At 68.7% G+C, this 21,821-nt stretch carries 21 protein-coding genes and 5 pseudogenes; 12 read left to right on the top strand and 14 right to left on the bottom strand.

The genetic code is table 11. The annotated features are described in order from the left end of the window. Positions 1-8: 8 nt before the first annotated feature. The 6 genes and pseudogenes from ACTVZO_RS41895 to ACTVZO_RS41870 form a co-directional block, all read right to left on the bottom strand. Positions 9-920, bottom strand: a complete 912-nt coding sequence (locus ACTVZO_RS41895) for an IS3 family transposase (RefSeq protein WP_443300102.1) — start codon at positions 918-920, stop codon at positions 9-11. Further along, on the bottom strand, positions 917-1,189 hold the full coding sequence (locus ACTVZO_RS41890) for a transposase (RefSeq protein WP_443303853.1): 273 nt from the start codon (positions 1,187-1,189) through the stop codon (positions 917-919). Before ACTVZO_RS41890 ends, ACTVZO_RS41895 begins: the two co-directional genes overlap by 4 nt. A 25-nt stretch (positions 1,190-1,214) precedes the next feature. Then, positions 1,215-1,970: an FUSC family protein gene (locus ACTVZO_RS41885; protein ID WP_443303852.1), complete on the bottom strand. Its 756-nt coding sequence runs from the start codon at positions 1,968-1,970 to the stop codon at positions 1,215-1,217. After that, complete coding sequence (locus tag ACTVZO_RS41880; RefSeq protein WP_443303851.1) at positions 1,967-3,037, bottom strand: hypothetical protein; 1,071 nt, start codon at positions 3,035-3,037, stop codon at positions 1,967-1,969. Before ACTVZO_RS41880 ends, ACTVZO_RS41885 begins: the two co-directional genes overlap by 4 nt. A 107-nt stretch (positions 3,038-3,144) precedes the next feature. Continuing rightward, a complete protein-coding gene (locus tag ACTVZO_RS41875; RefSeq protein ID WP_443303850.1) occupies positions 3,145-4,554 on the bottom strand; it encodes an MFS transporter in 1,410 nt (469 codons plus the stop codon). A 17-nt stretch (positions 4,555-4,571) separates the two neighbouring features. Further along, positions 4,572-5,924: pseudogene (locus tag ACTVZO_RS41870) on the bottom strand (transposase). 240 nt (positions 5,925-6,164) lie between these two features. Here ACTVZO_RS41870 and ACTVZO_RS41865 point away from each other — a divergent pair. Then, positions 6,165-6,956, top strand: a complete 792-nt coding sequence (locus ACTVZO_RS41865) for an ABC transporter ATP-binding protein (RefSeq protein ID WP_443303849.1) — start codon at positions 6,165-6,167, stop codon at positions 6,954-6,956. Positions 6,957-6,994: 38 nt separating this feature from the next. Continuing rightward, entirely contained in the window at positions 6,995-8,947 is a 1,953-nt protein-coding gene (locus tag ACTVZO_RS41860; RefSeq protein ID WP_443303848.1) for an FtsX-like permease family protein, read from the top strand. A gap of 123 nt (positions 8,948-9,070) precedes the next feature. Here the strand turns inward: ACTVZO_RS41860 and ACTVZO_RS41855 are convergent, their stop codons facing one another. Further along, positions 9,071-9,583 (bottom strand): hypothetical protein, encoded by a 513-nt coding sequence (locus tag ACTVZO_RS41855; RefSeq protein WP_443303847.1) that lies wholly within the window; start codon positions 9,581-9,583, stop codon positions 9,071-9,073. 239 nt (positions 9,584-9,822) lie between these two features. Between ACTVZO_RS41855 and ACTVZO_RS41850 the strand changes: the two genes are divergently transcribed. From ACTVZO_RS41850 to ACTVZO_RS41835, 4 genes are all read left to right on the top strand, one after another. Further along, positions 9,823-10,089 carry a hypothetical protein gene (locus ACTVZO_RS41850; protein ID WP_443303846.1) on the top strand — a complete coding sequence of 89 codons (267 nt, stop codon included), beginning with the start codon at positions 9,823-9,825 and terminating at the stop codon, positions 10,087-10,089. Next, positions 10,086-10,436, top strand: coding sequence for a DUF6247 family protein (locus tag ACTVZO_RS41845; RefSeq protein WP_443303845.1), 351 nt, complete (start codon positions 10,086-10,088; stop codon positions 10,434-10,436). The genes ACTVZO_RS41850 and ACTVZO_RS41845 overlap by 4 nt, the downstream gene beginning before the upstream one ends. After that, entirely contained in the window at positions 10,433-10,708 is a 276-nt protein-coding gene (locus ACTVZO_RS41840) for a hypothetical protein (RefSeq protein WP_443303844.1), read from the top strand. The genes ACTVZO_RS41845 and ACTVZO_RS41840 overlap by 4 nt, the downstream gene beginning before the upstream one ends. A gap of 827 nt (positions 10,709-11,535) precedes the next feature. Beyond that, positions 11,536-12,207, top strand: coding sequence for a glycine-rich domain-containing protein (locus ACTVZO_RS41835; protein WP_443303843.1), 672 nt, complete (start codon positions 11,536-11,538; stop codon positions 12,205-12,207). Between the two features lie 436 nt (positions 12,208-12,643). Here the strand turns inward: ACTVZO_RS41835 and ACTVZO_RS41830 are convergent, their stop codons facing one another. Beyond that, positions 12,644-13,141 carry a hypothetical protein gene (locus ACTVZO_RS41830; protein ID WP_443303842.1) on the bottom strand — a complete coding sequence of 166 codons (498 nt, stop codon included), beginning with the start codon at positions 13,139-13,141 and terminating at the stop codon, positions 12,644-12,646. A 710-nt stretch (positions 13,142-13,851) separates the two neighbouring features. Between ACTVZO_RS41830 and ACTVZO_RS41825 the strand changes: the two are divergent. Then, a pseudogene (locus ACTVZO_RS41825) lies at positions 13,852-14,448 on the top strand (IS6 family transposase); the annotation flags it as partial. A 572-nt stretch (positions 14,449-15,020) separates the two neighbouring features. Next, complete coding sequence (locus tag ACTVZO_RS41820; protein ID WP_443303841.1) at positions 15,021-16,178, top strand: hypothetical protein; 1,158 nt, start codon at positions 15,021-15,023, stop codon at positions 16,176-16,178. A gap of 18 nt (positions 16,179-16,196) precedes the next feature. Here ACTVZO_RS41820 and ACTVZO_RS41815 read toward each other — a convergent pair. Continuing rightward, a pseudogene (locus tag ACTVZO_RS41815) lies at positions 16,197-16,538 on the bottom strand (transposase family protein); the annotation flags it as partial. Between the two features lie 142 nt (positions 16,539-16,680). Between ACTVZO_RS41815 and ACTVZO_RS41810 the strand changes: the two are divergent. The 3 genes and pseudogenes from ACTVZO_RS41810 to ACTVZO_RS41800 all read left to right on the top strand — a co-directional run. After that, a complete protein-coding gene (locus ACTVZO_RS41810) occupies positions 16,681-17,157 on the top strand; it encodes a transposase family protein (protein ID WP_443303840.1) in 477 nt (158 codons plus the stop codon). 128 nt (positions 17,158-17,285) lie between these two features. Then, a complete protein-coding gene (locus ACTVZO_RS41805) occupies positions 17,286-17,861 on the top strand; it encodes an ISAs1 family transposase (protein ID WP_443303839.1) in 576 nt (191 codons plus the stop codon). A gap of 25 nt (positions 17,862-17,886) precedes the next feature. After that, a pseudogene (locus ACTVZO_RS41800) lies at positions 17,887-18,084 on the top strand (IS6 family transposase); the annotation flags it as partial. Positions 18,085-18,164: 80 nt separating this feature from the next. Here the strand turns inward: ACTVZO_RS41800 and ACTVZO_RS41795 are convergent. Further along, positions 18,165-18,665 carry a hypothetical protein gene (locus ACTVZO_RS41795; protein WP_443303838.1) on the bottom strand — a complete coding sequence of 167 codons (501 nt, stop codon included), beginning with the start codon at positions 18,663-18,665 and terminating at the stop codon, positions 18,165-18,167. A gap of 608 nt (positions 18,666-19,273) precedes the next feature. Here ACTVZO_RS41795 and ACTVZO_RS41790 point away from each other — a divergent pair. Further along, positions 19,274-19,693 (top strand): hypothetical protein, encoded by a 420-nt coding sequence (locus ACTVZO_RS41790; RefSeq protein WP_443303837.1) that lies wholly within the window; start codon positions 19,274-19,276, stop codon positions 19,691-19,693. 68 nt (positions 19,694-19,761) lie between these two features. Here ACTVZO_RS41790 and ACTVZO_RS41785 read toward each other — a convergent pair whose 3' ends face one another. The 4 genes and pseudogenes from ACTVZO_RS41785 to ACTVZO_RS41770 all read right to left on the bottom strand — a co-directional run bounded on the left by ACTVZO_RS41785 (position 19,762) and on the right by ACTVZO_RS41770 (position 21,728). Continuing rightward, the gene (locus tag ACTVZO_RS41785) at positions 19,762-19,977 is read right to left on the bottom strand and encodes a DUF6207 family protein (RefSeq protein ID WP_443303836.1); all 216 of its coding nucleotides are present in this window, start codon (positions 19,975-19,977) and stop codon (positions 19,762-19,764) included. A 188-nt stretch (positions 19,978-20,165) separates the two neighbouring features. Next, a pseudogene (locus tag ACTVZO_RS41780) lies at positions 20,166-20,273 on the bottom strand (IS6 family transposase); the annotation flags it as partial. A 157-nt stretch (positions 20,274-20,430) separates the two neighbouring features. After that, complete coding sequence (locus ACTVZO_RS41775) at positions 20,431-21,606, bottom strand: right-handed parallel beta-helix repeat-containing protein (RefSeq protein WP_443303835.1); 1,176 nt, start codon at positions 21,604-21,606, stop codon at positions 20,431-20,433. After that, a complete protein-coding gene (locus tag ACTVZO_RS41770; RefSeq protein WP_443303834.1) occupies positions 21,603-21,728 on the bottom strand; it encodes a hypothetical protein in 126 nt (41 codons plus the stop codon). The genes ACTVZO_RS41775 and ACTVZO_RS41770 overlap by 4 nt, the downstream gene beginning before the upstream one ends. Between the last annotated feature and the right edge of the window lie 93 nt (positions 21,729-21,821).

The following is a 21,821-nucleotide window of genomic DNA, read 5'->3' as shown; positions in this document are numbered from 1 at the left end:
GAGATCTTCTAAGCGGCCAGCTCCAAGGCGGAGTTGGCCCGGTGGTCGTGCTCGTAGTCGATCGGACTCTGGTAGCCGCACACGCTGTGTAGCCGGTGCGTGTTGTAGAAGCCGGTGATCCAGGTCGCAATCCTCAGCCGGGCCTCGGTGCGGGTGGCGAACGTGTGGCGGTAGGCGTACTCGACCTTGAGCACACTGTTGAACGCCTCGCTGACGGCGTTGTCGAAACACGACCCGACGCGGCCCATGGACTGGGTCACGCCCAGTCGGCGGCAGGCCCGGCGAAAGCGCCGGGAGCCGTACTCGCTGCCGCGGTCGCTGTGGAAGATCACGCCCTTCACGTCACCGCCGCGGGTGGCCGCGGCCATGTTCAAGGACGCCACGACCAGCTCGGCGTCATGGCGTGCGCCCATCGCGTAGCCGAGCAGCCGGCGCGAGAACAGGTCGATGACGGTGGCCAGGTAGAGCTTGCCCTCACCGGTGGTGATCTCGGTCATGTCGCCGCACCAGACCTGGTCCGGAGCGTCCGTGGTGAAGTCCCGCCGCACGAAGTCGGGGGCCGCCGGACGCTTGCCGGGCCGGGTCAGCCCGCGCCGTCGGCGGACCTTCCGTCCGGCCAGCCCGAGCTCGGCCATCAGACGGGCGACGGTGTTCACCGAGACCCGCCAGCCTGCGCGGACCAGGAGGCACCAGACCTTCGGGGAGCCGTAGGTGCCGCCGGAGTCCTCGAAGATCTGCCGGATCTTGTCGGTCAGCTGCCCGCGCCGGACCTCACGCGCGGTGGTGGGCTTGTCGCGCCACTTGTAGAACCAGGACTCCGACACCCCCAGGACCTGGCAGGCCAGCCGGTGCGGGATGCGGTGCTCGGTCCTCTGGTTACCGATGAACGCGGCCAGGGCGGCCGGGTCCGTCTCGGTCACTTCACCCAGAGGACCATGCATCGCTTGAGGACATCACGCTCCATCTCCAGCTCGCGTATCCGCTTGTTCTTCTCCGACATCTCCCGCCGTAGCCGCTCCAGCTCGGCGCGCTCGGCCTCGCGCATCCGCCCGCCCGGCGCGGGCTCAGTCGACCGGTCGGACGACGCCGACCCGTTGCGCCGCCACCGCGACACCCAGCTGTGCAGCGTGCCGGAGTGCACGCCGAGCTCCTCGGCGACCTCCGGGATCGGTCGGCCCGTCTCGATCACGATGCGTACAGCGCCCTCACGAAACTCAGGCGTGTATGTGCGTTGCTTGGACCCCATGAATCCCAACTTCCCCTGCAATCACGGACTCCACGCTACGAGGGGAGGGACATAGTGCTGCGGCGTGTTGGCGTACTTGTTCTGCTTGGGTGGCCCAGGTGCGGTCGGCGCGTCGTCCGGAGTCGGCCCGGTAGACGCTGGTGTTCAGCGTGCGCAGTTGCGCGTCGACGTCGACGCTCAAGCGCATGGCCTGGTCGTGTGCGCCTGCCAGAACGGCGTGGCGGTAGGAGTTCAGGGCGTGGGTGAGGGTGCGGACCTGAACGTTTCCGGAGGCGGCGTTGGAGGCGGGCCACAGGAAGTAGGAGCCGGCCAGGGCGATGCCCGTGCCGATGAAGGTCATGATCACCCTGGTGAGGACCGTGTTCTCGTCTCCTGGTTGCACGAAGCCGCTCAGCAGCAGAGCGGTGGGTGTGCCCAGCAGGGCCCAGTAGGTGTGGTTGAGGGGACGCAGGGCGAGTCCTGCGGTGACGGTGACGGCGATGAGGGCGGCGACAGGCAGTTGGCCCAGTCCGACGGCGAGCGCTGCCGCGGTCGCGCCGATGATGCTGCCGACGACACGCTGGACGGCCCGTTCGGTGGTGCTACCGGCCAGCGGTTGAAGGACCGCGGCGAGGGTGTAGACCAGCCACGCGGCGTGCTGTGGACTGATAGCGAACGCCGCGACGGAGGTTCCCGCGATCATCAGGGTGCTGCGGGCGGCGTCCTGGAGGAACGGCTGGCTCACTCCCAGGTGTCGGGGCACCGGGCGGGGCCACAGCGGCAGGTGCCGAGGTGCCGATCCTTGGGAGGGCAGGAGCGGGTCCAGGCTGCGGTGCCCCGCGGTGTCGATGGCGGTGTCCATGGCCGCGAGCCACCCGACGGGACCCGGGCTGTTGGCGGCCGGCTGCCCGTGGCGGTGCTCGGAAACCGCCGGTCCGATGTCTGGTGACCGGGCGCCGGTGCGGATTCGGGAGGCGATGCGGTCCAGATGGTCCGCCATGGCCTGCCGGGTGCGCCCGGGGCGTCCAGAAGGCCTTCGGCTCCGGGCCTACGCCGGCCGCTGTCGTCGTGCAGGGCCATCAACAGGTGGGTGATGTGTGCGGCCTGCCCGGCCATGGCTTGTACGGCCGTGTACGCGGGATCCGGCCCGAGACCGTTGGCCTGGTCGCTCGCCCGGCGGCTGGCCCTGCGGGCCGAGGCCATCAGCCGGGCTCGCCGTCGCGGCTCGGGGTCGTCGACCGCGCTCATATGGGTGGCGAGGAGTGCATAGGGGCGGGCGAGGACGCGCAGGATGCGTGCGGTGGAGGGCGCAGCGACCAGAGCGAGGTGCATGGTGCAGAACAGGGCCCCGCCCAGCAGGAAGAGCAGGGTCTGTGTGCCCGGGTCGGCGGTGGCGGGCCGGCCGGCCCCCAGGATCAGGCACCAGGCCGGCATGAGCCCCAGATGCCTGATCAGCGGGATGCCGTCCAGACACAGGAACCCGAAGACCGATACCGCAGTGAGTCCGCCGATCACCCACGGGTGACCGGCCGCGCAGGCACCGGCGAGATAGCCGGCAGTGTCGAGGACGAGCGCGACTGCCAGCACCGCGGCCCGGGGCAGGCGCCGAGCCCCGTAGATGTCGATGCTGGTGATGGCGAGGAAGTAGGCCCCGAGCGAGACCTGGACGCCTGGGGCCGCATGCCCGGTCAGGGCGCCGATCGTCATAGGCGCGACGACGGTCAGCGCAGCGGTCAGCGCCGCCCACACCGGCACCAGCGCGGTCGTGCGCTCAGTGACCAGGACACGCCATACGAACCCCGGACGGATCATGAGGCATACGTACCAGCATCAGGAGCCGGCTCAGCGTTTTGCCGCGACAGGTGGACTGGTGGATCGAAGGGGGCTGGCCGGGGTGGTAGAAGAAGGCAGCCCGTGCCTCACTCAGCGTCAGGGCTTGCTGTGGGGTGGGCGGGTAGCCATCGGAGGGTGGCGGCGGCTGTGAGGAGGTAGAGGGCTGCGGCGGTTGCTGCGGTGTGGTGGAGGCCGGTGATGAAGGTGGCGGGGTTGGTGGGTGGGCCGGTGAGGGAGCCGAAGAGGGCGATGCCGAGGGCGCCTCCGGTCTGGCGGGCGGTGTTGTTGATGGCGCTGGCCAGCCCTGCCCGGTCGTTAGGGGCGGTGGAGACGGCGGTGGCGACGAGCGGGGTGGTGAGCAGGCCCAGGGCGGTGCCGAGGAGGATGAGGGTGGGCAGGAGCCGGGTGTACGGGGTGTCGGCTTCGACCGTTGCGAGGAGTGCCATGCCGGTGGCTCCGAGGAGGAGTCCGGTGGTGGCGGGCAGGCGGGGGCCGTAGCGGGCGGTGATGCGTCCGGTGAGCGGGGCGAGGCCGATCAGCGGGACGAACATCGGCAGGAGTCCGGCGCCTGCGGGCAGTGGTGCCAGGTGTAGTACGTCCTGGAGGTAGAGCGTGGCGATGAAGATGGTGCCGATCCCGACTAGGTTCATCACGACCGCGGCGCCGTTCGCCGTGGAGAAGCTGCGGTCCTTGAAGAACGACAAGGGAACGGCGGGTTCGGGGTGGCGGCGCTCGGTGTAGAGGAACGCGCAGGCCAGAGCCAGGGTCGCGACGAAGGCCACGGCGGTGGCTGACGTCAGCCAGCCCGAGCGGCCCCCCTCGATCAGGGTGAGAGTGCAGCCGGTGAGGACCAGTGCGCCCAGGACGGTGCCCAGGATGTCCAGGCGTCTTGCCGTGGCTTCGCGGCTGGGCGGGACCGCCCTGAGGACGGGGTAGAGAGCCGCGGCGATGATGGGGAGGTTGATCAGGAAGACCCATCTCCAGCCGGGTCCGGCCACCAGCAGGCCGCCCAGCAGCGGACCCAGTGGCAGGGAAAGACCCGCGACCGCAGCCCAGATCCCGATGGCCTTCGCCCGCTCCTTCTTCTCCGGGTACGCGTGCGTAATCACCGCGAGCGTCGCCGGCAGCAGGGCCGCCGCGCCCACGCCCTGCACGGCACGGGCTGCGATGAGGACCCCGGCAGTGGGAGCGAACCCGCAGGCCGCAGATCCGGCGGCGAAGACGGCCAGGCCCCACAGGACCAGCCGGCGATGCCCGTAACGGTCTCCGAGAGTGCCTCCGGCCAGCAGCAGCGAGGCGAACGGCACGGCGTAGCCGTCCACGACCCACTGCAGGCCGCTGACCGAGGTGCCCAGATCTGCACCGATCGTGGGCAGCGCCACGTTCACGACGGTCACGTCCAGTTGCACCAGGAACAGCCCGATGCACATCGTGATCAGGATGACGCCCGACCTGGCCGAGTTCTGCGGCACCCGACGCGGAGAGTTTTGGGTCATACCGGCCAAAATAGGTGTCAGTCGATCTGTTCGTCGGTCCGCCTCGTCGTGAGCGTCGGGTTGTAGGCGGGCGGGGGTATGTGGAGCTGGTTGGTGGTGTAGTCGCGGAATCGGAGTACGTTCTCGCGTCGGTAGGGGCTGAGTACTGCCAGAACGCTGGGGTGCAGGGTCCAGCCCTCGTGAGTCATCTGCCGCAGGGTCCGGGTCATGTCGATGCTGGTGGAGAGGATGACGCTGGAGGCGGGGAGGGCGAGGAACTTGACGGCCTTGTCCTGGAGTTCGGGGTCGCGGCTGGCCAGCCGGCCGGCGTTGCCGAAGTGGAGCCATTTGGTGAATCCGTTGTAGGCCTCGGCCTTGTTCGTCGCCTTCTGGATCTGCTCCCGCAGTGCCGGGTCGGACAGGTAGCGCAGCAGCACCACCGTGCGTACGGCGCGGCCGACCTCACGGAACGCCTGGTAGACCTGGTTCTTCCTCGACCGGCTATTCAACCGTCGCAGCAGCGCCACCGACGACACGGTGCCCTGCTTCACCGAGAGGGCGACCTGCATGAGGTCGGGCCAGTGACGGCGGATCATCTCCCAGTCGATCGCGGTGCGGGGGTCGCTGGAGAACAGTTGGTCGATGTGCCGGTAGCGCACAGCCCCGTCGGGGCGGTGGAAGGTGAGGTCCTGGAAGCTGCGGATCCTCGGCAGAAGATCGATTCCCAGCAGGTGCGCGAGTCCGAAGACGGGGAAGGACTGGCTTTGCGTATCGGCGTGGACCTGCTCCGGCTGGGCCGTCGACTGGTTCTGCAAGAGTGAGTCGATGAGGTAGACGGCCTCCCAGACGCCGCAGGGAACGAACCTGGAGAAGAGCGCGACCTAGGTGTCGGCGACCAGATGGTGGGCGATCCCTCCATAACCTCCGTACCGGATCGAGGTCTCGGCCAGGCGGTTGTCGACGGCGGAATCCATCATTGTGCCGTCCACCGCTGCCACCGACCCGTCGCCCCAGGACCGCACCAGGTCCAGGTCGAGGTGTGCGTCGACGATGTCGGCGCCCGCCCGGGCCAGGTTCTTGGGCTTGCAGTGGCGTTTGGCGATCGCGGCCGGCTCGTGTGCGGAGACCGTGCTCATATGCCGGGCAGCCTGGGTAGCGCCGACGCCGGAGCCATAGGTGAACGCGGTGACCACGTACCTGGCCAGCGGTTCCTTCGGTTTCGGGTCCGACCCGGACAGGGGTCCGAGGCGATGCCACCAGCCGGTCCAGTGCGCCGCCCGCGCCAGGTGCTCAACGATGCCCCGGGCTGGCAGCCGCTGATCCAGCTCCGCCTCCAGCGCGGTCGCTGAGACGGTGCGCTCGCGACCGGTGCGCTGCTTGAGCGAAGGCACACCCGGTATGGGGTCGATCGTCAGGTCCGCGTCGCGAGGGGCGGCCGGAGAGCCCGCCGCAGGTCGCGAGGATCACGGTAGGAGCGCTGCCGCAGCAAATCCGGCATTCTCCGCGACGGACCAGCGATGGCACGAGGGGAACCCACTGCCGCGTGGGCCGATCAGGGGATGCCGTGTCCGTCGGGCGCGTGGAGCCTTGGACACCACCTTTCTGCCGTCCAGCACCGTCCGGAGACCTTCATGCGCCACGCCGCCTCTTCCCCTGCCGCCACCCCATCGACCCGGGGTGCAGGGAGCCGCTCGGTGGCTGCTGCGGTCGGGCTGTGCAAGGTCTATGGCGAGGGGGAGACCCGGGTCGCGGCATTGGATGACGTGAGCGTGCAGTTCGGGCGGGGTGAGTTCACCGCGATCATGGGGCCTTCCGGTTCCGGGAAGTCCACGCTCATGCACTGCATGGCGGGGCTGGACGACTTCTCGTCCGGTTCGGTGCGGATCGGTGAGACGGAGCTGGGCGGTCTCGATGACCGGCATCTGACGCGGATCCGTCGGGAGAAGCTGGGTTTCATCTTCCAGGCGTTCAACCTGCTGCCGACCCTGACGGCTCTGGAGAACATCCTCCTGCCGCTGCAGCTCGCCGGCCGCACAGCCGATCAGGACTGGCTGGACACGGTGGTGGCGAGCGTGGGCCTGGCCGACCGGCTCCAGCACCGCCCCTCCCAGCTCTCCGGCGGACAGCAGCAGCGCGTGGCGTGCGCTCGCGCTCTGGCCTCGCGACCGGAAATCGTCTTCGCGGACGAGCCCACCGGCAACCTCGACTCCCGCTCCGGCAGTGAAGTCCTCTCCTTCCTCGCCGCCTCGGTACGGGAACTGGGCCAGACGGTCGTCATGGTCACGCATGACCCCGTCGCCGCGTCCTACGCGGGCCGGGTGGTCTTCCTCGCCGACGGCCGCATCGTCGACGAACTCCACCAGCCCACCGCCGATGCCGTCCTGGCGCGCATGAAGCGCTTCGGCACCGACCAGCCCGCCTGACCACCCAGGCCGCACGCACCGACATCAAGGACTTCCGCATGTTCCGCACCGCCCTGCGCACCGTGCTCGCCCAGCGAGCCCGCCTGACGTTGACAGCCCTGTCCGTTCTCCTCGGCGTCGCGTTCGTCTCGGGCGTGCTCGTCTTCGGCGACACCGCCGTGAACGCCGAACGCGCCGCGGTGGACAAGAGTGCCGGCGACGCCTCGGTGGTGATCAGCACCAACCGGCCGGCCGGCGCCGATGCCGGTCTCGGCCGGGCACTCCTGCGCCGTACCGAAACCCTGCCGGGAGTCGCCTCTGCCCGGGCTTCCGTATCCGGTCACGTCGCCGTTGACGGCAAGAACGGCCGGCATCTGTACTCGGCAGCCGGCAACTACAGTCCGGGGAAGGACGGCAGCGACCCCGCCTATCGCATGGTGGAGGGACGCCCTCCCGCCCGGTCAGGTGAGACGGCCATGACCCGCACGGCCGCCACAGCGGCCGGGTACCGCCTCGGCGACACCGTGCCGGTCACGGTCGGCGCCGCCCAGGCCGGACCCCAGAAACTGGTCGGCCTCTACGCACTCGCCGCCGGCCGCACCACGGGACCGGCACTGCTCTTCAGCACCGACGCCGCACAGCGCCTCCTTCTGAGCCCGGGCCGCTACTCCCAGATCGACCTCACGGCAACGCCCGACATCTCCGACCAGCAGCTCCTGGCCCAGGTCCAACCGCTCATCGCCCAGGACGGCGCCGCCACGGTGCAGACCGGTTCCTCCGTAGTGGCCGGGAAGACGGCGCAGGCGGAGGAGAACATCAAACCGCTGACGAACATCCTGCTGGCCTGCGCGGGGTTGGCCCTGTTCGTCAGTACGTTCATCATCGCCAACACCTTCACCATGCTGGTCGGTCAGCGCACCCGCGAACTCGCCCTGTTCCGCGCCGTCGGCGCCACCCGCCGCCAGGTCAAGGGCTCGGTCCTGACCGAAGCCCTCCTCGTCGGCACGGCAGCCTCCCTGTGCGGTGTGCCCCTGGGCATCGGCCTGTCCGTGCTCATCAGGGCGGGCATCAGCGCCGCAGGCGCCGACATGCCGGCCGGACCTCTGATCGTCACACCCGGCACCGTGCTGCTGTCCCTTGGCACCGGCATCCTCGTCACCGTCCTGGCCGCGTGGCTGCCGGCCCGTCGCGCCGCCAAAATCGCCCCCGTCGCCGCCATGAGCAGCATCCACACCCCGCCGACACCCAAGAGCCTCGCCATCCGCAACATCCTCGGCGCAGTGCTCGCCGCCGTCGGAGCGGGCATCGTCACCGTCGGGGCAGGCATCGGCAATGCGGCAGGGGGCCGGGTGATCACCGGCGGAGCCGTCCTCACGCTGCTCGGCATGATCGTCCTGACTCCCCTCCTCTCCCGCCCGGTCATCGGCCTCGCCCGCAAGCCGCTGCAACGCTTCCTCCCGGTGACCGGACCGTTGGCCTGCGGCAACGCGGTACAGAACCCGCGGCGTACCGGCGCTACCGCTTCCGCGGTCAGCATCGGCGTCACGATGGTCAGCGGCATGGCCGTCTTCGCCACCTCGCTCCAGCACGACATCGACGGCAAGGGCAACGGCGGCACCTCCGGTCCGATCATCGAAATCCTGACCGGGATGTTCGTGATGACCCTCGTCATCGCGGTCGTCGGAGTGGTCAACACCCTGACCATCTCCGTCTTCGAACGCCGCCGCGAGATCGGCCTGCTCCGTGCCCTCGGCATGGACCGCACCGGAGTCGGACAGACCATCCGGATCGAAGCCCTGGTCATATCCGTCCTCGGATCGGTACTCGGCGTCGGCATGGGAGTGTTCCTCGGCTGGGCGATCACCCAGGCCGCCGCCATGGAACTCGTCATCCCGTGGGGAAAGCTGGCACTGTTCCTCGCCGCGGCCGCCCTGGTCGGCCTCGGCGCCGCAGCGACGCCCGCCCGCCGCGCAAGCCGGCTCGACGTCCTGGCCGGCGTCAAGAGCGAGTAGGCGCCGTCTGCGTTTGCAGGGCCGGCAGTCGGCCGCTCGCCGTAGCTTCGCCGCGACGAGGATCGGATCGAGGACCCGGTCGTTCTCGAGGAGGGGGCTGGGCTCCCTCGCCCTCGTGTGTGTTCAGGCGTCGTTGGTGTCTGCGGGGCAGAACTGTTCGAGGAGGAGGGGGGTGCCGAGGGCGAGGGTGACCAGGCGGCGGTGGGCGGCTTCGAGGGTGCGTGGGCTTCGGTGGGGCTGAGGGGGGGCGAATTCGGGTTTGGGGACGGTGAGGGTGAGGGGGTGGCCGGTGTGTGCGGAGAAGGTGTTGAGGGTGCTGGTGCGGGCGGCCATGGAGTTGGCGGAGGCGGGGGCGGCGGGTCCGCGCAGGCTGTTGCGCCTGCGGGTTTCGCCGCGGGCGGCGGCGTCGAGCCAGGCGCAGGCGGGGGCGGGGTCGAGGAGGTCGGCGAGGGTGAGGTCTGCTTCGCGGCAGTCGTGGGTGGTGGCGAGGTGGGCGGTGTACTCCTGGAGGTAGGTGCGGCGCGGGGAGCGGGTGGACTCGCCGGGGAGGGAGGAGAGGAAGGCGGTGATGGCCGCGCGGGCGGAGGAGCCGGACGGGCCGGAGCGGTGGCGGGCCCCGGGCAGGGCGGGAACCACCGGTGCCAGCGATGTGAGGGAACGATGGGGGGATCTTGCTCCTATTCAATCGCAGACCCCAAGGACGGCGACGCACCGGCAAGGAGCGAGCCCGCCGAGTTGCGCGACGGTAGCCGACGAGGTGAACTCGGCGACCCGCACCCGGAACGTCGAACGTATTGCAAGAAATGATCTTGCAACTGATCCCCTAATTGCAATAGAGATTGCAATTAAGTCGTTTTAGGGTGCACACTCCCCCCATGAGCGACACACCCCGCACCCGAGCCCGGCAGGCCGAGCTCACCGCCGCCGAACAGTGCGAGCTGGCCCGCCTGCAGACCGCCATCACCGAAGCCCGGGAAGCCCTCGCGGAAGCCGCGGGGCGCATCGCCGTCACCCACGGACGCGGCGGGAACTCCGCCGTCGCCCGCGTCCTGGACGTCACCCCGCAGCACATCTCCAACCTGGCCGCCGCCTACCGCGCCACCCTCACCGAGCAGCCCGCCGAGGGGAGCGCGGCCGCATGAGCACCGCACCCCACAACCCCACCGGCCCTCTGATCGACATGCCGGCCAAGACGCCCGCAGCGCTCCGCGCCGCCGTCGCACGGCTCGACCAGACGGCGCTCGCCCGCTTCGACGAGCACTGGACCTCGGCCACCGCCCAGACCCGCGACGAGTACAGCCTCATGCCCGCCCGCGCCTTCACCGAGCACTGGTGGGTGTGGGTGGCCGTCGAGCGGTGGCCCGAGCTCGCCACCCGCTTCCGGGAGTGCGAGCGCATCACCGCCGACTCCGAGGACCGTGCGGAACGCCGGGCGGCTTCCGCCGAACTCGGCCGCATCCTTGCCGAGGCGGAAGCCGCCGCCGCGTGAGCGACTGGACTTGGGAGTACCTCCCGGACGCCGAGCACGTCGCCGGCGCACTGAGCGGGCCGCAGCGGTCCGAGGCCGAGACGGTCGCCCAGCGGATCGCGGACGCGGTCGGGGTACGGCGCATCGGCCACCCCTACGACATCCGCGAATCCGCGTCCGGCGTGAAGACCCACGCCGAGGGGCCCGTCATCGTCTGGTACCAGGAGGACTACCGCGACGACGTCGTGCTGATCCTGCGCGTCCAACACTTCAACGCCGACGAGGAGGAATAGCCCCTCGCATTCGCCGAAATCACCCATCACCACCACGGACCTGAACAGCCGGCAGTACCGGGCGATCGACGCCCTCGACGCCCTCGACGCCCTCGACGCCCCCGTCAAAGCCGGCTCAAGACCGGTCCCCGCTCACCCGGACCATCACCAGCAACGGCGCGCCGCGCGGCCAGGTCGAGCGCGTCACCTCCCGCCTGACCGACAACGACCGCCGCGCGAATCGAAGACGTACTCGGGCGACCTCGATTGAGAGGGCCGCGTATCCGCGGTTCAAGCTGCTGACCAGCGGTCTGGCCGGGCAAGAATCGCCCGCGGTCGAAAGTGAGGGCGGGTGGGTTCGTACCGGCCGGCAACGCCAACGGCCGCCGGCTCGTCCGATGCGCCAATGCGTTGATATCACGAGCGCGTCCAGGGGCGGTGCCGTCGCGTGCCCCCCGTCCTGGGTCAAGCTCGCTCTGACTGGAGTGCCGTAGAACCCCAGAGAAGGAAGTCCCCAGATGAGTGTCGAGTCCGGGTGCGGCCCCGTGCAGGGCCCGCCGTCTAGGCGGGGGAGGTGGGTTGCCGGAGGCGCGATGGCGTCCACGGTGCTCGTCCTTTCATGGCTGGCCGACCCGGCGCTTGCCACGGCGCGCGTCGTGGCGGCCCCGGCGGGCGTGACCGCGGTGGGTGCGTCTGTCGGTGACACATGTGAGAAGGGCAAGAACCGGCCTGACCGGGAAGGTGCCTTCGGACCGGCCGGGACGTCTGCCCACCAACCGTGCAAGAAGGGGCCGACCGGCCCAGCCGGGCCTCCCGGGCCTCCCGGGCCTCCCGGGCCCATCGGTCCGATGGGGCCCGCCGGCCCGCCGGGGCCCGCCGGGCCCCACGGACTGCGTGCGTTCCTCGCTGACGGTACGTTCGTCCCGCCCGCGGGCGTCACCTCCGTCCATGTCCAGGCATGGGGGGCCGGTGGCGGGGGCGGCGGCGGGGCGGGCGCTGTCACCATGGGCGACATCAGGCCCGGGGCCGGCGCGGGCGGAGGCGGCGCCGGCGGTCTGGCCTGGTGCGTCGTGCCGGTCAGCCCGGGCAGCATCTACACGGTCGGCGTGGGGGGCGGCGGCAGCGGCGGCGGAGCCGGCGCTGCCGGAGAGTCGGGCGATGGCGGTGACGAGGGCGGGGACACCACGCTGACTGCGCCCGATGCCACCGCCCTCGTGGACGCTGAGGGCGGGCAGCCGGGCGCACCAGGAACTCCCCCCACCGCGGGTGACGGGGGCACCGGCGGTGGGGCGATGTGCCAAGGCGACGGGGTGACCCGCACCGGCCCCACCGGCGGAGACGGCCAGTCGGGCACCGAGATTTCGGGAGGCCCCGGCGGACAAGGCGGCGCACCCGCCCCGCAAGGCATCATCGCCCTACCACCGGGCCGGGCCACCGGCGGCGACGGCGGGAGCGGCGGAGACCAGGGAGGCGACGCCGGCAGCAGAGGCGGCGCCGGGTACATCGTCCTGTGGTGGTGAGTACGGGCTGACCCGCCGTTCTTCGGAGCCCCACCCCGCTCGGCCACGCTCGTCGCGCATAGGCTCGGCCCATGGATGGCTTGTCCCGCATCTCGGTGTCGAGCTTCGACGTCACGCTCGCGGGCCGGCCTCTGCTCATCGACCTGTCCGTACGCCGTCTGTACTGCGAGAACACGACGTGCCCGAAGGTGACCTTCACGGAGCAAGTGGCGACCTGTGTACACGGGTTGGCCGTGGGGCTGAACGATGAACTGCACAGCTTCCCCCTCGGTGCGGGAGCAGCGGCATGGCGGATTCCAGGACGTCGTCCCGCGCACCGGATGCTATGCCGCTGCCCTGGATCTTCGGCTCCGATTGCCGGACTCCGGCCAACAGAAACGGGGGAGCCGTCGCGGGGGCAGGGAGCCCAACACAATCGGTTGGGCAAGGCCCGCCACTACATTCCGCGCAGGCGTGAGCCGCGCCGGCCGTGCTCGTTCGCGAACCACTGCGCGAGGTCTTCGACGGGGTCGTTCACGGGCCGGTCGGCGAAGGTCTTGTCGTAGGCCGTCCGCCCGGCGGCGTCGACATATTCCGGAGGCTCGGGAGGCAGCCGGTCGGCTCGAAGCCAGCGCACGACTACGGGCTCGATGGTGATTGGCACCTGAAGCGGGAGGCTGAGGCCGCCGGTTCGCTCGACCGTGAGGGGCAGCGCGTGGGTCGCGCGGTTGCGTACCCACCGCGCCCCGCGCATCACGTCCCCTATGGCCCTCCCGCGTACGGTCTTGTAGCCGCCGTTGGAGGTCAGCTGCTCGTCGAGAACGCACGCCCAGTAGATGGTCTCAGCGGCGGGGATTGCGACCGCATGCGCGCCGGTGTCGTGGGCGGACAGGTACTCGCCCAGCCGGGCTCGGGCTTGATGGAAGCCGTCGAAAGCGAGCCTCAGGAGACCCATTGAAGGGGGCGTTGTCATCACGCCACGTTAGCGAGAACCAAGATACGGGGAGCGGCAATTCCAGGCCCTGGAGTCGCCCCTCTGCCCGCGCGGGCGGAGCTGTTTCTGGCAGTTCCAGTCGGAGGGTGCGGCTCGACAGGGTACCCCTCCTCCACATGTCCGGCAGCACCTCGCTCAGCCGGTCGCGTGCACGGCTTCGGTCCGCTCCAGGACGTCATCGCGGCGCTCGTCCTCACCGAGGATCGCGAGCATGGCCGCCAGGGAGTCAGACCGGCGGCTGCCTCCAGGTCCTCTCCCCGGAGCAGGCGCCAGCAGGCATGTGCGTTGCGGGCCGCACGTACGGTGTCGGCCTCGGGGCGGTGCCGGGCAGCCTGGCAGCGCAGCGCGGTCGTGATGAGGAGCTCCGTGGTCCCCTGCCAGTCGGTGCGCTGGCAGAGGGTGAGCCAGGCGCGGGCTGTGAGCACGGTGAGCGAGGCGTCTCCCGCCCCGAACCAGCCCACGAGGGAAGTCTCCAGCTTGTAGGCGGCGGCGACCGCGGCGGGCAGGTCCCCGGACGCGTGGTGGGCCCACACGGCCGCCCACATTTCCCGGTACTGCGGCACCGAGACGAGGAGGTCGGGCAGCGCGGCCGGGGCCGGGGTGTACGAGGTGGTGGGGCTGAGTGGCTGATTGAGAACCCGATCCCTCGTAAGTGCCGCCCCGGGCTCAACGTGCTCGAGCGGGGCGTGATCGTCTCCCACAAGACGATCCGTCGGTGGTGTCTGAAGTTCGGTCAGGCCTATGCAAACAGCCTGCGCCGACGGCTCCCGCAGCCAGGCGACAAATGGCACCTGGACGAGGTCTTCATCAAGATCCGCGGGGTGCAGAAGTACTTGTGGCGTGCCGTCGACGCCGACGGCAACGTCCTCGACATCCTGGTCCAGAACCGGCTCGACAAGGCTGCAGCCAGGCGCTTCTTCCGCCGGCTCCTGACCGCGACCTGTCAGGTGCTCCGGGTGGTCGTCACGGACAAGCTCCGGTCCTACGGGGCTGCACACCGTGAGGTGATGCCTTCGGTCGAGCACCGCTCCCACAAGGGATTGAACAACCGGGCGGAGAACTCCCACCAGCCCACCAGGCAGCGCGAACGCGCGATGAAAGGCTTCCGCAGCGTCGGCGGAGCCCAGCGGTTCCTGTCGGCGTTCACCGGGATCTCACCGCACTTCCGGCCCCACCGGCACCTGATGACGGCCGGCCGGTACCGCTTCGAAATGAGGGTCCGCTTCACCATCTGGAACCAGATCACCGGTGCGCAGACCTGCCCATGACGGCCTGAACAGCAGACCGCTGGCACGTCACCACGCCCTGACGCGCCATCAAACGATCACGCCCTCGATCACATGACAGTACCCAGAACGATGATGGCAAAGGCTCAGTGCCCGTTCTGTCCCTGCGAGCCGCATCACCCCAACCGGAGCCGTGGCACCCGGCGCCCACCCGACGCGACAGCCGGGCCATCAACGTGCCCGCCACCGACTTGAACAACCGAAACGGCCCGCCGAAGAAGCCGACGGACCGTCACCAGAGATTGAGGCTAGTACTTCTGGCTCCCACAACCAGGGGAGACATCATGACGCGATTTAATGGGGATTGCCTCACACCCTGTCAACTTCTTTCTGGGCCAGGGGGTGAGAGGGTTGCCTCATCAACCCGGAAGATGTCGCTGGCTCAGGCACAAGGAGCGCAGCGACGCAACTGGGATGTGCATTCCGAAGAACGTCCCAGCGAGGAGAACGACTTGGAACCGCAAGTTCGGTTAGCAGCCAGGACCTGGTTTGTGGCGGCAGTGGCCTTGGCTGGCACGGCATGTCTGACGTTGCCAGCGGAGGCATCCCAGCAGATGGGCACCAAGCGCAACTGCGTGGTGGATATAGACACGGGAAAGGCCAGCTGCTTTGGGACGTACCGTGAGCTGGTAGCCACGGTGACGGGCGGAGCCGTCAGTGATGCGCCCGCCGATGCCCGCACCGCTCTGTCCAGCGACTCGTTCCGCGCGAAAATGGAGAGCCTGAGCAAATCTGCTGTGGCGGCGACGCCGGAGAGCGGGAACGCCGACAACAGACCGCACTCGACTGCTGGCTCAGGCCTCCAGGCCACCGCTCCGACAAAGATCATCATTGAGACCGCCTACGACGGAGTCAACTACGACGGCGGTTCGGTCAGCTTCGCCTCCTCCACAGGACCCTGCAGCATTTCCCAGGGATTCGAGCTCGCCGATTTGAGGTCTGTCTCGAGAGGTGCCGACAGCAACTGGGACAACAGGATAAACTCCTTTGTCACGTTCGGACAGTGCGTAGCACAACACTACACAGAGCCGAAATTTCCCTCTTCCAAGGGTGGCTTGCTGCCGTGGACGAACAAAATGAGCGCGAAGGAATTGGACGGCTTCATCGGCGGGAACCCGTTCCGTGATTCCATCAGCTCGGTAAGGTGGAAGTACCGCCCAACGGATAAGGAGGCCCTGCTGGCCTGTGACAACAAGACGGCGACGCGATGCACCAACAATGTCGAGAGTTCGACAGTGGACACACCGAACAGAAGCATCGCAGTGAGCAACGCAAACTGCACCGACATACCTCAGCAAATGTCCGTCGAGTGGGAAAAGACCGAAGAATCCACCGTATCGACTGGGGGTGAGCTGACCTTCACATTCGGCTCAGATGTCAACTTCCTGGTGTTCAAGGGGACTTTTGAGGCGTCTTACATGCAGAGCTGGGGGCTGGCCTGGACAAACTCCACAACATTCAGAGTCAATACAGCGCAGCAGGTGTCCCCGAAATCCCTGGGCATGATGTACTACGGCCCGAAGATCGAGACGGTCCATGGAACGGCTACCGTGGACATACATGGGATGATACTGCACATCCCCTACACGGCTAAGCGCGCGCTCGAAACTCAGGCGAGCATCATCTGGACCGAACGGAAGCTCACCGCCGCCGAACTCTCCAATCCGAACCTTTGCGGAACCACTGGAATTACATCCCACCGCTTGATTTGAGCCAGGGAGCCTTTTCCATCATCGTTCTGAGTTGGCCAGATGGAGGGTGAGAGCGGCCTGGACGATGCTGGTGATGCGGGTGGTCGAGCATCGCAGTTTGCGGAGGAGCCGCCAGGCTTTGAGGGTGGCGACGGCCGGCTCGACGAGGGCCCGGATCTTCGCGTGGGACCGGTTCACCGCATGCTGGCCTGCGGAGAGGGTCTCCCATCGTCCCCGGCACGGGATGCGGACCGGGTCGCCGGCTCCTCGGTAGCCCTTGTCGGCCCAGCACCGCATGCCGGCCTGTGCGAGGGCGTCGATGATGTCGTGGTCGCAGGCTGCGCGGATGTCGTGGACAGCGCCGGGCAGGGCCGGTGAGGCCCCAGGGCTGATTCATAGTCCTGATGGCCTGGAGAACGTGCTGGTCACAGGGGTGTGACGAACCTTCAGTACGGCATTGGGGCGTGCCCCGAGGCTCCGATGATCAAGGTGACCTTCACGTCGCCTGATCATCGGAGCCTCGATGTGCCGCCAGTCTGCCGGCGTCTGTCTGATCAAGTCGCCCTCGCGTCGGCAGCGTGAACTTCCCGACATGAACGTTCGGCTGAGTGCCCTGCCCGATCCGCGTGATCGGCGCGGCCGCCGCCATACCCTCGTATCGGTGTTAATGACCGCCGCGTGCGCGGTCCTGGCCGGCGCCCGCTCCTACGCCGCGATCGGGCAGTGGGCCCGTCGCGCTCCCCAGGACACCCTCGCCCGCCTGGGGTTTCGTCCGCGCAGCCCCCTCGGCGTGCGCCGTCCGGTCTCCCCTTCGACTGTGCGCCGGGTGCTGGTTCTGGTGTGTCCCGGCGGCCTTGCCGACCTCCTCGGACACAGCCCTACCGGCACGGAGTCCGTCTCGGTCGATGGCAAGAGTGCCCGCGGTTCACGCACCGATACCGCCGCGGCCGCCCCCTGCTGTCCGCGGTCACGGCCGCCGGCCGCACCGTCAGCCAGCTGAGAGTGCCGGACAAAACCAACGAGATCACCGGCTTCACCGCCCTGCTCGCCCCGTTCGACCTGACCGCCACGGTGGTCACGGCCAGCGCCCTCCACACCCAGCGCGAACACGCGAAATAGCTGGTCGAGGTGAAGAAGGCGCACTATCTGATGGTCGTCAAGGGCAACCAGCCGAACCTCCACGCGGCCATCAAGGCCCTGCCGTGGAAGGAAGTGACCGCTCGCCGCTACGACCGCGAGCGCGGGCACGGCCGACGCGAGGCCCGCTCGATACGCACCCTCACCGTCACCGGCCTCGGCCTGGACTTCCCCCACGTCGTCCAGGCGGTGAAGATCCTGCGGCACCGCACCGACCTGAAGACCGGCCGTGTCACCCGCCAAACGGTCCACGCCATCACCGACATGACATCGCTCGAGGCATCACCCCAGCTCATCGGCCGAATCGCCAGAACGCTATGGGGAATCGAGGCCATCCACCACGTCCGGGACACCACCTTCGCTGAGGACGCCTCCAAGATCCGCACCGGCCACGGACCCGAGAACATGGCCACACTCCGGAACCTCGCGATCAACACCCTCCGCGATGCCGGCCACCACAACATCGCCGCCCGACTCCGAGAGGTCTCCTACACACCCTTCACCCACCCCATCGACCCTCTTCGGAGTACCCCTGACCTGCACCGCAGCATGATCAACACGACATGAATCAGCCCTGGGAGGGGTGGGGTCCGTGTCGTCTGCGTCGCCGTCGTACAAGAACCACCGCTATCCCGTAGAGATTATTTCCCACGGTGTGTGGCTGTACTTCCGCTTCCCGCTCTCCTTCCGTGAGGTCGAGGAGATGATGCTCGAGCGGGGCGTGACCGTCTCCCACGAGACGATCCGGCGGTGGTGTCTCAAGTTCGGTCAGGCGTACGCCAACAGCCTGCGCCTGCGCCTGCGCTGACCGTACAGACCCCGCCACCGCGATGCTGGCGGGCTCGGGTACACCTGTGGGATGCGGCCGGGTTAAAGGAAGTTGTTGGGCCAGATCATGGTGCGCCACATGTGTGCGACGGGGGAGTCGTCGAACCCGAGGCCGTCAGCGGGCTGGCGGAAGTGGCGGCCGACGATGTCTTCGAACTCTTGGAAGTCGACGTCCTCGGCGGGGTCGAAGGTGTAGACGTCGTTGATGGTGACGATCCGCGCGGACATGTACCAGCGGTGCTTGCGGGCGGCGAGGAAGGCGGCCTGGGTATGGGCGGGGGGCTGGTACTCGATGCCGAAGAAGTCGTCGTACGCCTCGGGATAGCCGTAGCCGACGCTTTCGTCGGGGAAGTAGCGCAGGATCTCGTGCTGGCGGATCGCCCAGGCCACCTCCGGATCCACGTACGGCTCAACGAGTTGCGCGCCCCAGTGTCCGTGCTGGCTGCGCAGCAGGCCGGCTACGGAGATGTCGTGGAGCAGGCAGGCCAGCACGACCTTGTCGTCCATGCCCTGCAGGCGGGCGCGGCGGGCGCTTTGCAGCATGTGCCGGGTAGTGAATGGATCGAGCATGAGCCTGAGTTGGAAGAAGTCGGCCAGAGTCGGCTCTGCAGGCATCACGGGCAGCCTGGGGTTGTCGCCCATCATGAAGACCTGTCCGGGCCCACGCGATGACAGATGCCGGTCCCCGGAGAGATGACTTTCGGTGCCGAGGGTGGCTGCTGCCGGCGCACAGATCAGCCGGGCTTGGTGGTGCTGGCCGTGAGACACGAACTGCCCTCCTGAGGGGATGTGCCCGGCTGCGTTCGCCGGGCTTCGATCCCACCAGAGAGGTCAATACGGCCACTTCCAGATCCACCTGTACGGCGGAGCGTGGGGCGTCAGGAACACTCCCCTCAGTGGACCGGCGCACTGCTGTACTACTTAGAAGAGGCTGGCCGATCGGTCACGGGTTCTGCTGGGCAAGCCCTCGGCACTGGGGCCTTGCCCAGCGGCCGGATCACGTGGTGGGACGGCTTCCGAATTCGTGGCGTCACCCTCCGGAACGCTGATGCACGGAGCCGGCCGACGCCACCTCGCCGGTCGTACACCTGACCCATGCGGCGAAACCAGTAGAACAACCCTGAGCCCGCGCCCAGCGATGCGGGGGACATGTGGCACGCCCTCGCCGCTCTGCGCCAGACCACTGCGAACCCGTCGGGCGCCTCGCCCCCTTCGAGCGCCCTGGCGCGCTGCTCTCCCTCACCCGGCCCGGCGACATCGCCTTCACCGCGCGAGTGGAGCTGTCCGGCGGGGAGACGATGGGCCACGTCCACGATCTGATCACCACGGTCACCCGCGGCATCACCTACGAACTGGGCGCCGCCGCGCCGGGCACCGCGCTGGAGATCCTGCTCGGCAAGCGCCACCAGCGCGCCCTCCATACCGACCACGTGGACGGCCTCACCCACCTCCTGCGCGACGCCGTCACCACCATCGACGCGCACAGCACGCCCGGCGGCGGCCGGTGCTCCCACTGCCACGGCACCGGCCGTGCGCACCCCCTGTGGGTGCCGGCGGCCGGGCAAGCCTGAGCACCTGGGCAAGCCCAAGGCGACCCTGGGCAAGCCCTCCTCGAAGAGGGCTTGCCCAGGGCCTGTGGCTATGGGGCTTCCCGTCCCGGGCGTAGGACGTTGGCGTAGACCCGGGCCCGGACAGCGGGCTCGCCGGAATCCCGGCGCACCGAGCCGACGCCTGATGTGGCCCAGCGCTCTTCCAGCGCGGCCATGACGGCCCGGACGGTGTCTTCATCCCCGCCGGTGATGTCCAGGACCACCAGGCCGGGCTCCGCGATGTGCTGCTCGCCGATCGATTTCACGAGCTCTGCGACGGTGCTGGGACCGGGCTGGTTCGCCGCCGGCCCCGGGTCCACCCGCACGAGGGACTTGACTCAGGCCGCCGCGCGGTCCGCTCTGTCGGGGTGCGGCCCCCGTCGCGGCCCTGGTGGCCAGGGCCGCACCCCGGACGCCCGAACGTACTCCGTCGACGAGACCAATGGTCTGGCATTTCGACCTCACGGAAAAAGAGCGGGAAGCGGAAGTACAGCCACACACAGTGAGAGATGACCTCGGCCGGGTAACGGTGATTCGCATACGACGGCGTGCTCGACGACACGATCAGACCCCTCCCAGACCGACAACCCGAAGATCATCCCACCGCCACCGCCACCGCCACCGCCACCGCCACCGCCACCGCCACCGCCACCGACGACGTGACAGTGCCCCCGAACGATCGACAGTCCCCGGCCTGCAGATTCTGGTGCCGTGAGGCGTCAGTCCACGCAGCCGGGGACCGGGTTCTGACTTCCCCGGCAGTTGGCGGGAGCGTTCGCGGAGACGACGAGGTCACCGAAGGTACGTACCTGACCTTGGTTGTAAATTCCGCCAGGCTCGGCCTGTGAGGTGTTTCGCCTGACCTCAGTGTCGGTCAGCGCCACGGAGCCATCCGCAATGAAAATGCCCCCGGCCCGGCGGGACGCGGCCAGAGCTTGGTTGCCGTCGACGTGTGAGCGACGCAGAGCCACCTCCTGGGCGACGTTGATGTAAATGCCGCCACCGTCCGCGATCGTGGCGGTGTTGTTCTGCACCTTCGAGTCCTCCAGCAGCGCGTTCCCCTCGATGTAAAGCCCGCCGCCGAACACGTGGGCGGTGTTGTTGCTGACAGTGGTGCGGCGTAGCGTCAGGATGCTGGCGCCCTTGTTCATGATGCCGCCGCCGTCGTCTGCAGCTTGGTTGCCATCTACGACGGAACCGATCACGTCGAGGTTCGCACCGCCGAAGTTGTAGATCGCGCCACCGGAGGTGCCATTGGCCCGATTGTTGTTGAGGGCGCTGCCCTCGACCACGGATCGGCCCTGCAGGTGCAACGCGCCGCCCGTGTTGGTGGCGACGTTCCGGAGGAGACGGGATTCGACTACGGTCAGCGCGCCGGAGGCATCGCTGTAGACGGCGCCGCCGTCGTAGGCAGTGTTGTCCGCGAGCAGGCTGCGTGCAATGTGCGTCACTCCCGAGTTCGCAATCGCGCCGCCGTTCGCTGACGATCCATCGCCGCCGGAGTTGCCCTTGAGGGTGACCTTGTCCAGAGTCAGGTTTCCACCCTTCTGAACCAGGACTGCACCGCCTCCTGAGCCGGGCGCGGCGTGGCCGCCTGTAAGAGTCAGGTGGTGCAGAGTGAGGGCTCCGCCGGTCTCAACCTCCATGATCCGGAAGTTTCCGGCCGTGCTCGCCCGTTTGATGGTGGCGCCGTTCCCGTCGATGGTGATCCGCTGCAGCATTGCAGGCAAGGCGTTGCCTTGGCGTTCGGAGCCGATGGAGTAGGTACAGCCCTTCGCAAGAACGATGCGGGTGACAGCCCTCGTGTTGGCCTGGTCGATCGCTTCGACGAGGCGATCGGGATCGCAGCGGACGTGGAGGGCTTTCCCGTCGCCACCGCCATGGGCAGGCGTCACAGCCGCTGGACCCACGCCGCCGGGGGAGGCAACAGCTGGGGCTGCCACACCGGCCACCACGAGGAAGGCGGCGGTTCCCAGTCGGTCCGGCCGGGGTTGCAGCTGTCCTTGAGGAAGGTCATCGCGCACTCCCGGCGGTCTCGCGGAGCGCTTCGTCGGCGGGGCCGTCCGGCTCCTGGTCCGCGTCGTCGAATCCGCCGTGGACGGAGCAGACG

This window comes from Streptomyces sp. IBSNAI002, from assembly GCF_052244475.1.
Lineage (GTDB): Bacteria > Actinomycetota > Actinomycetes > Streptomycetales > Streptomycetaceae > Streptomyces.
The sequence above is the reverse complement of the archived record's forward strand: the minus strand, read 5'-3'. Positions and strand labels throughout refer to the sequence as shown.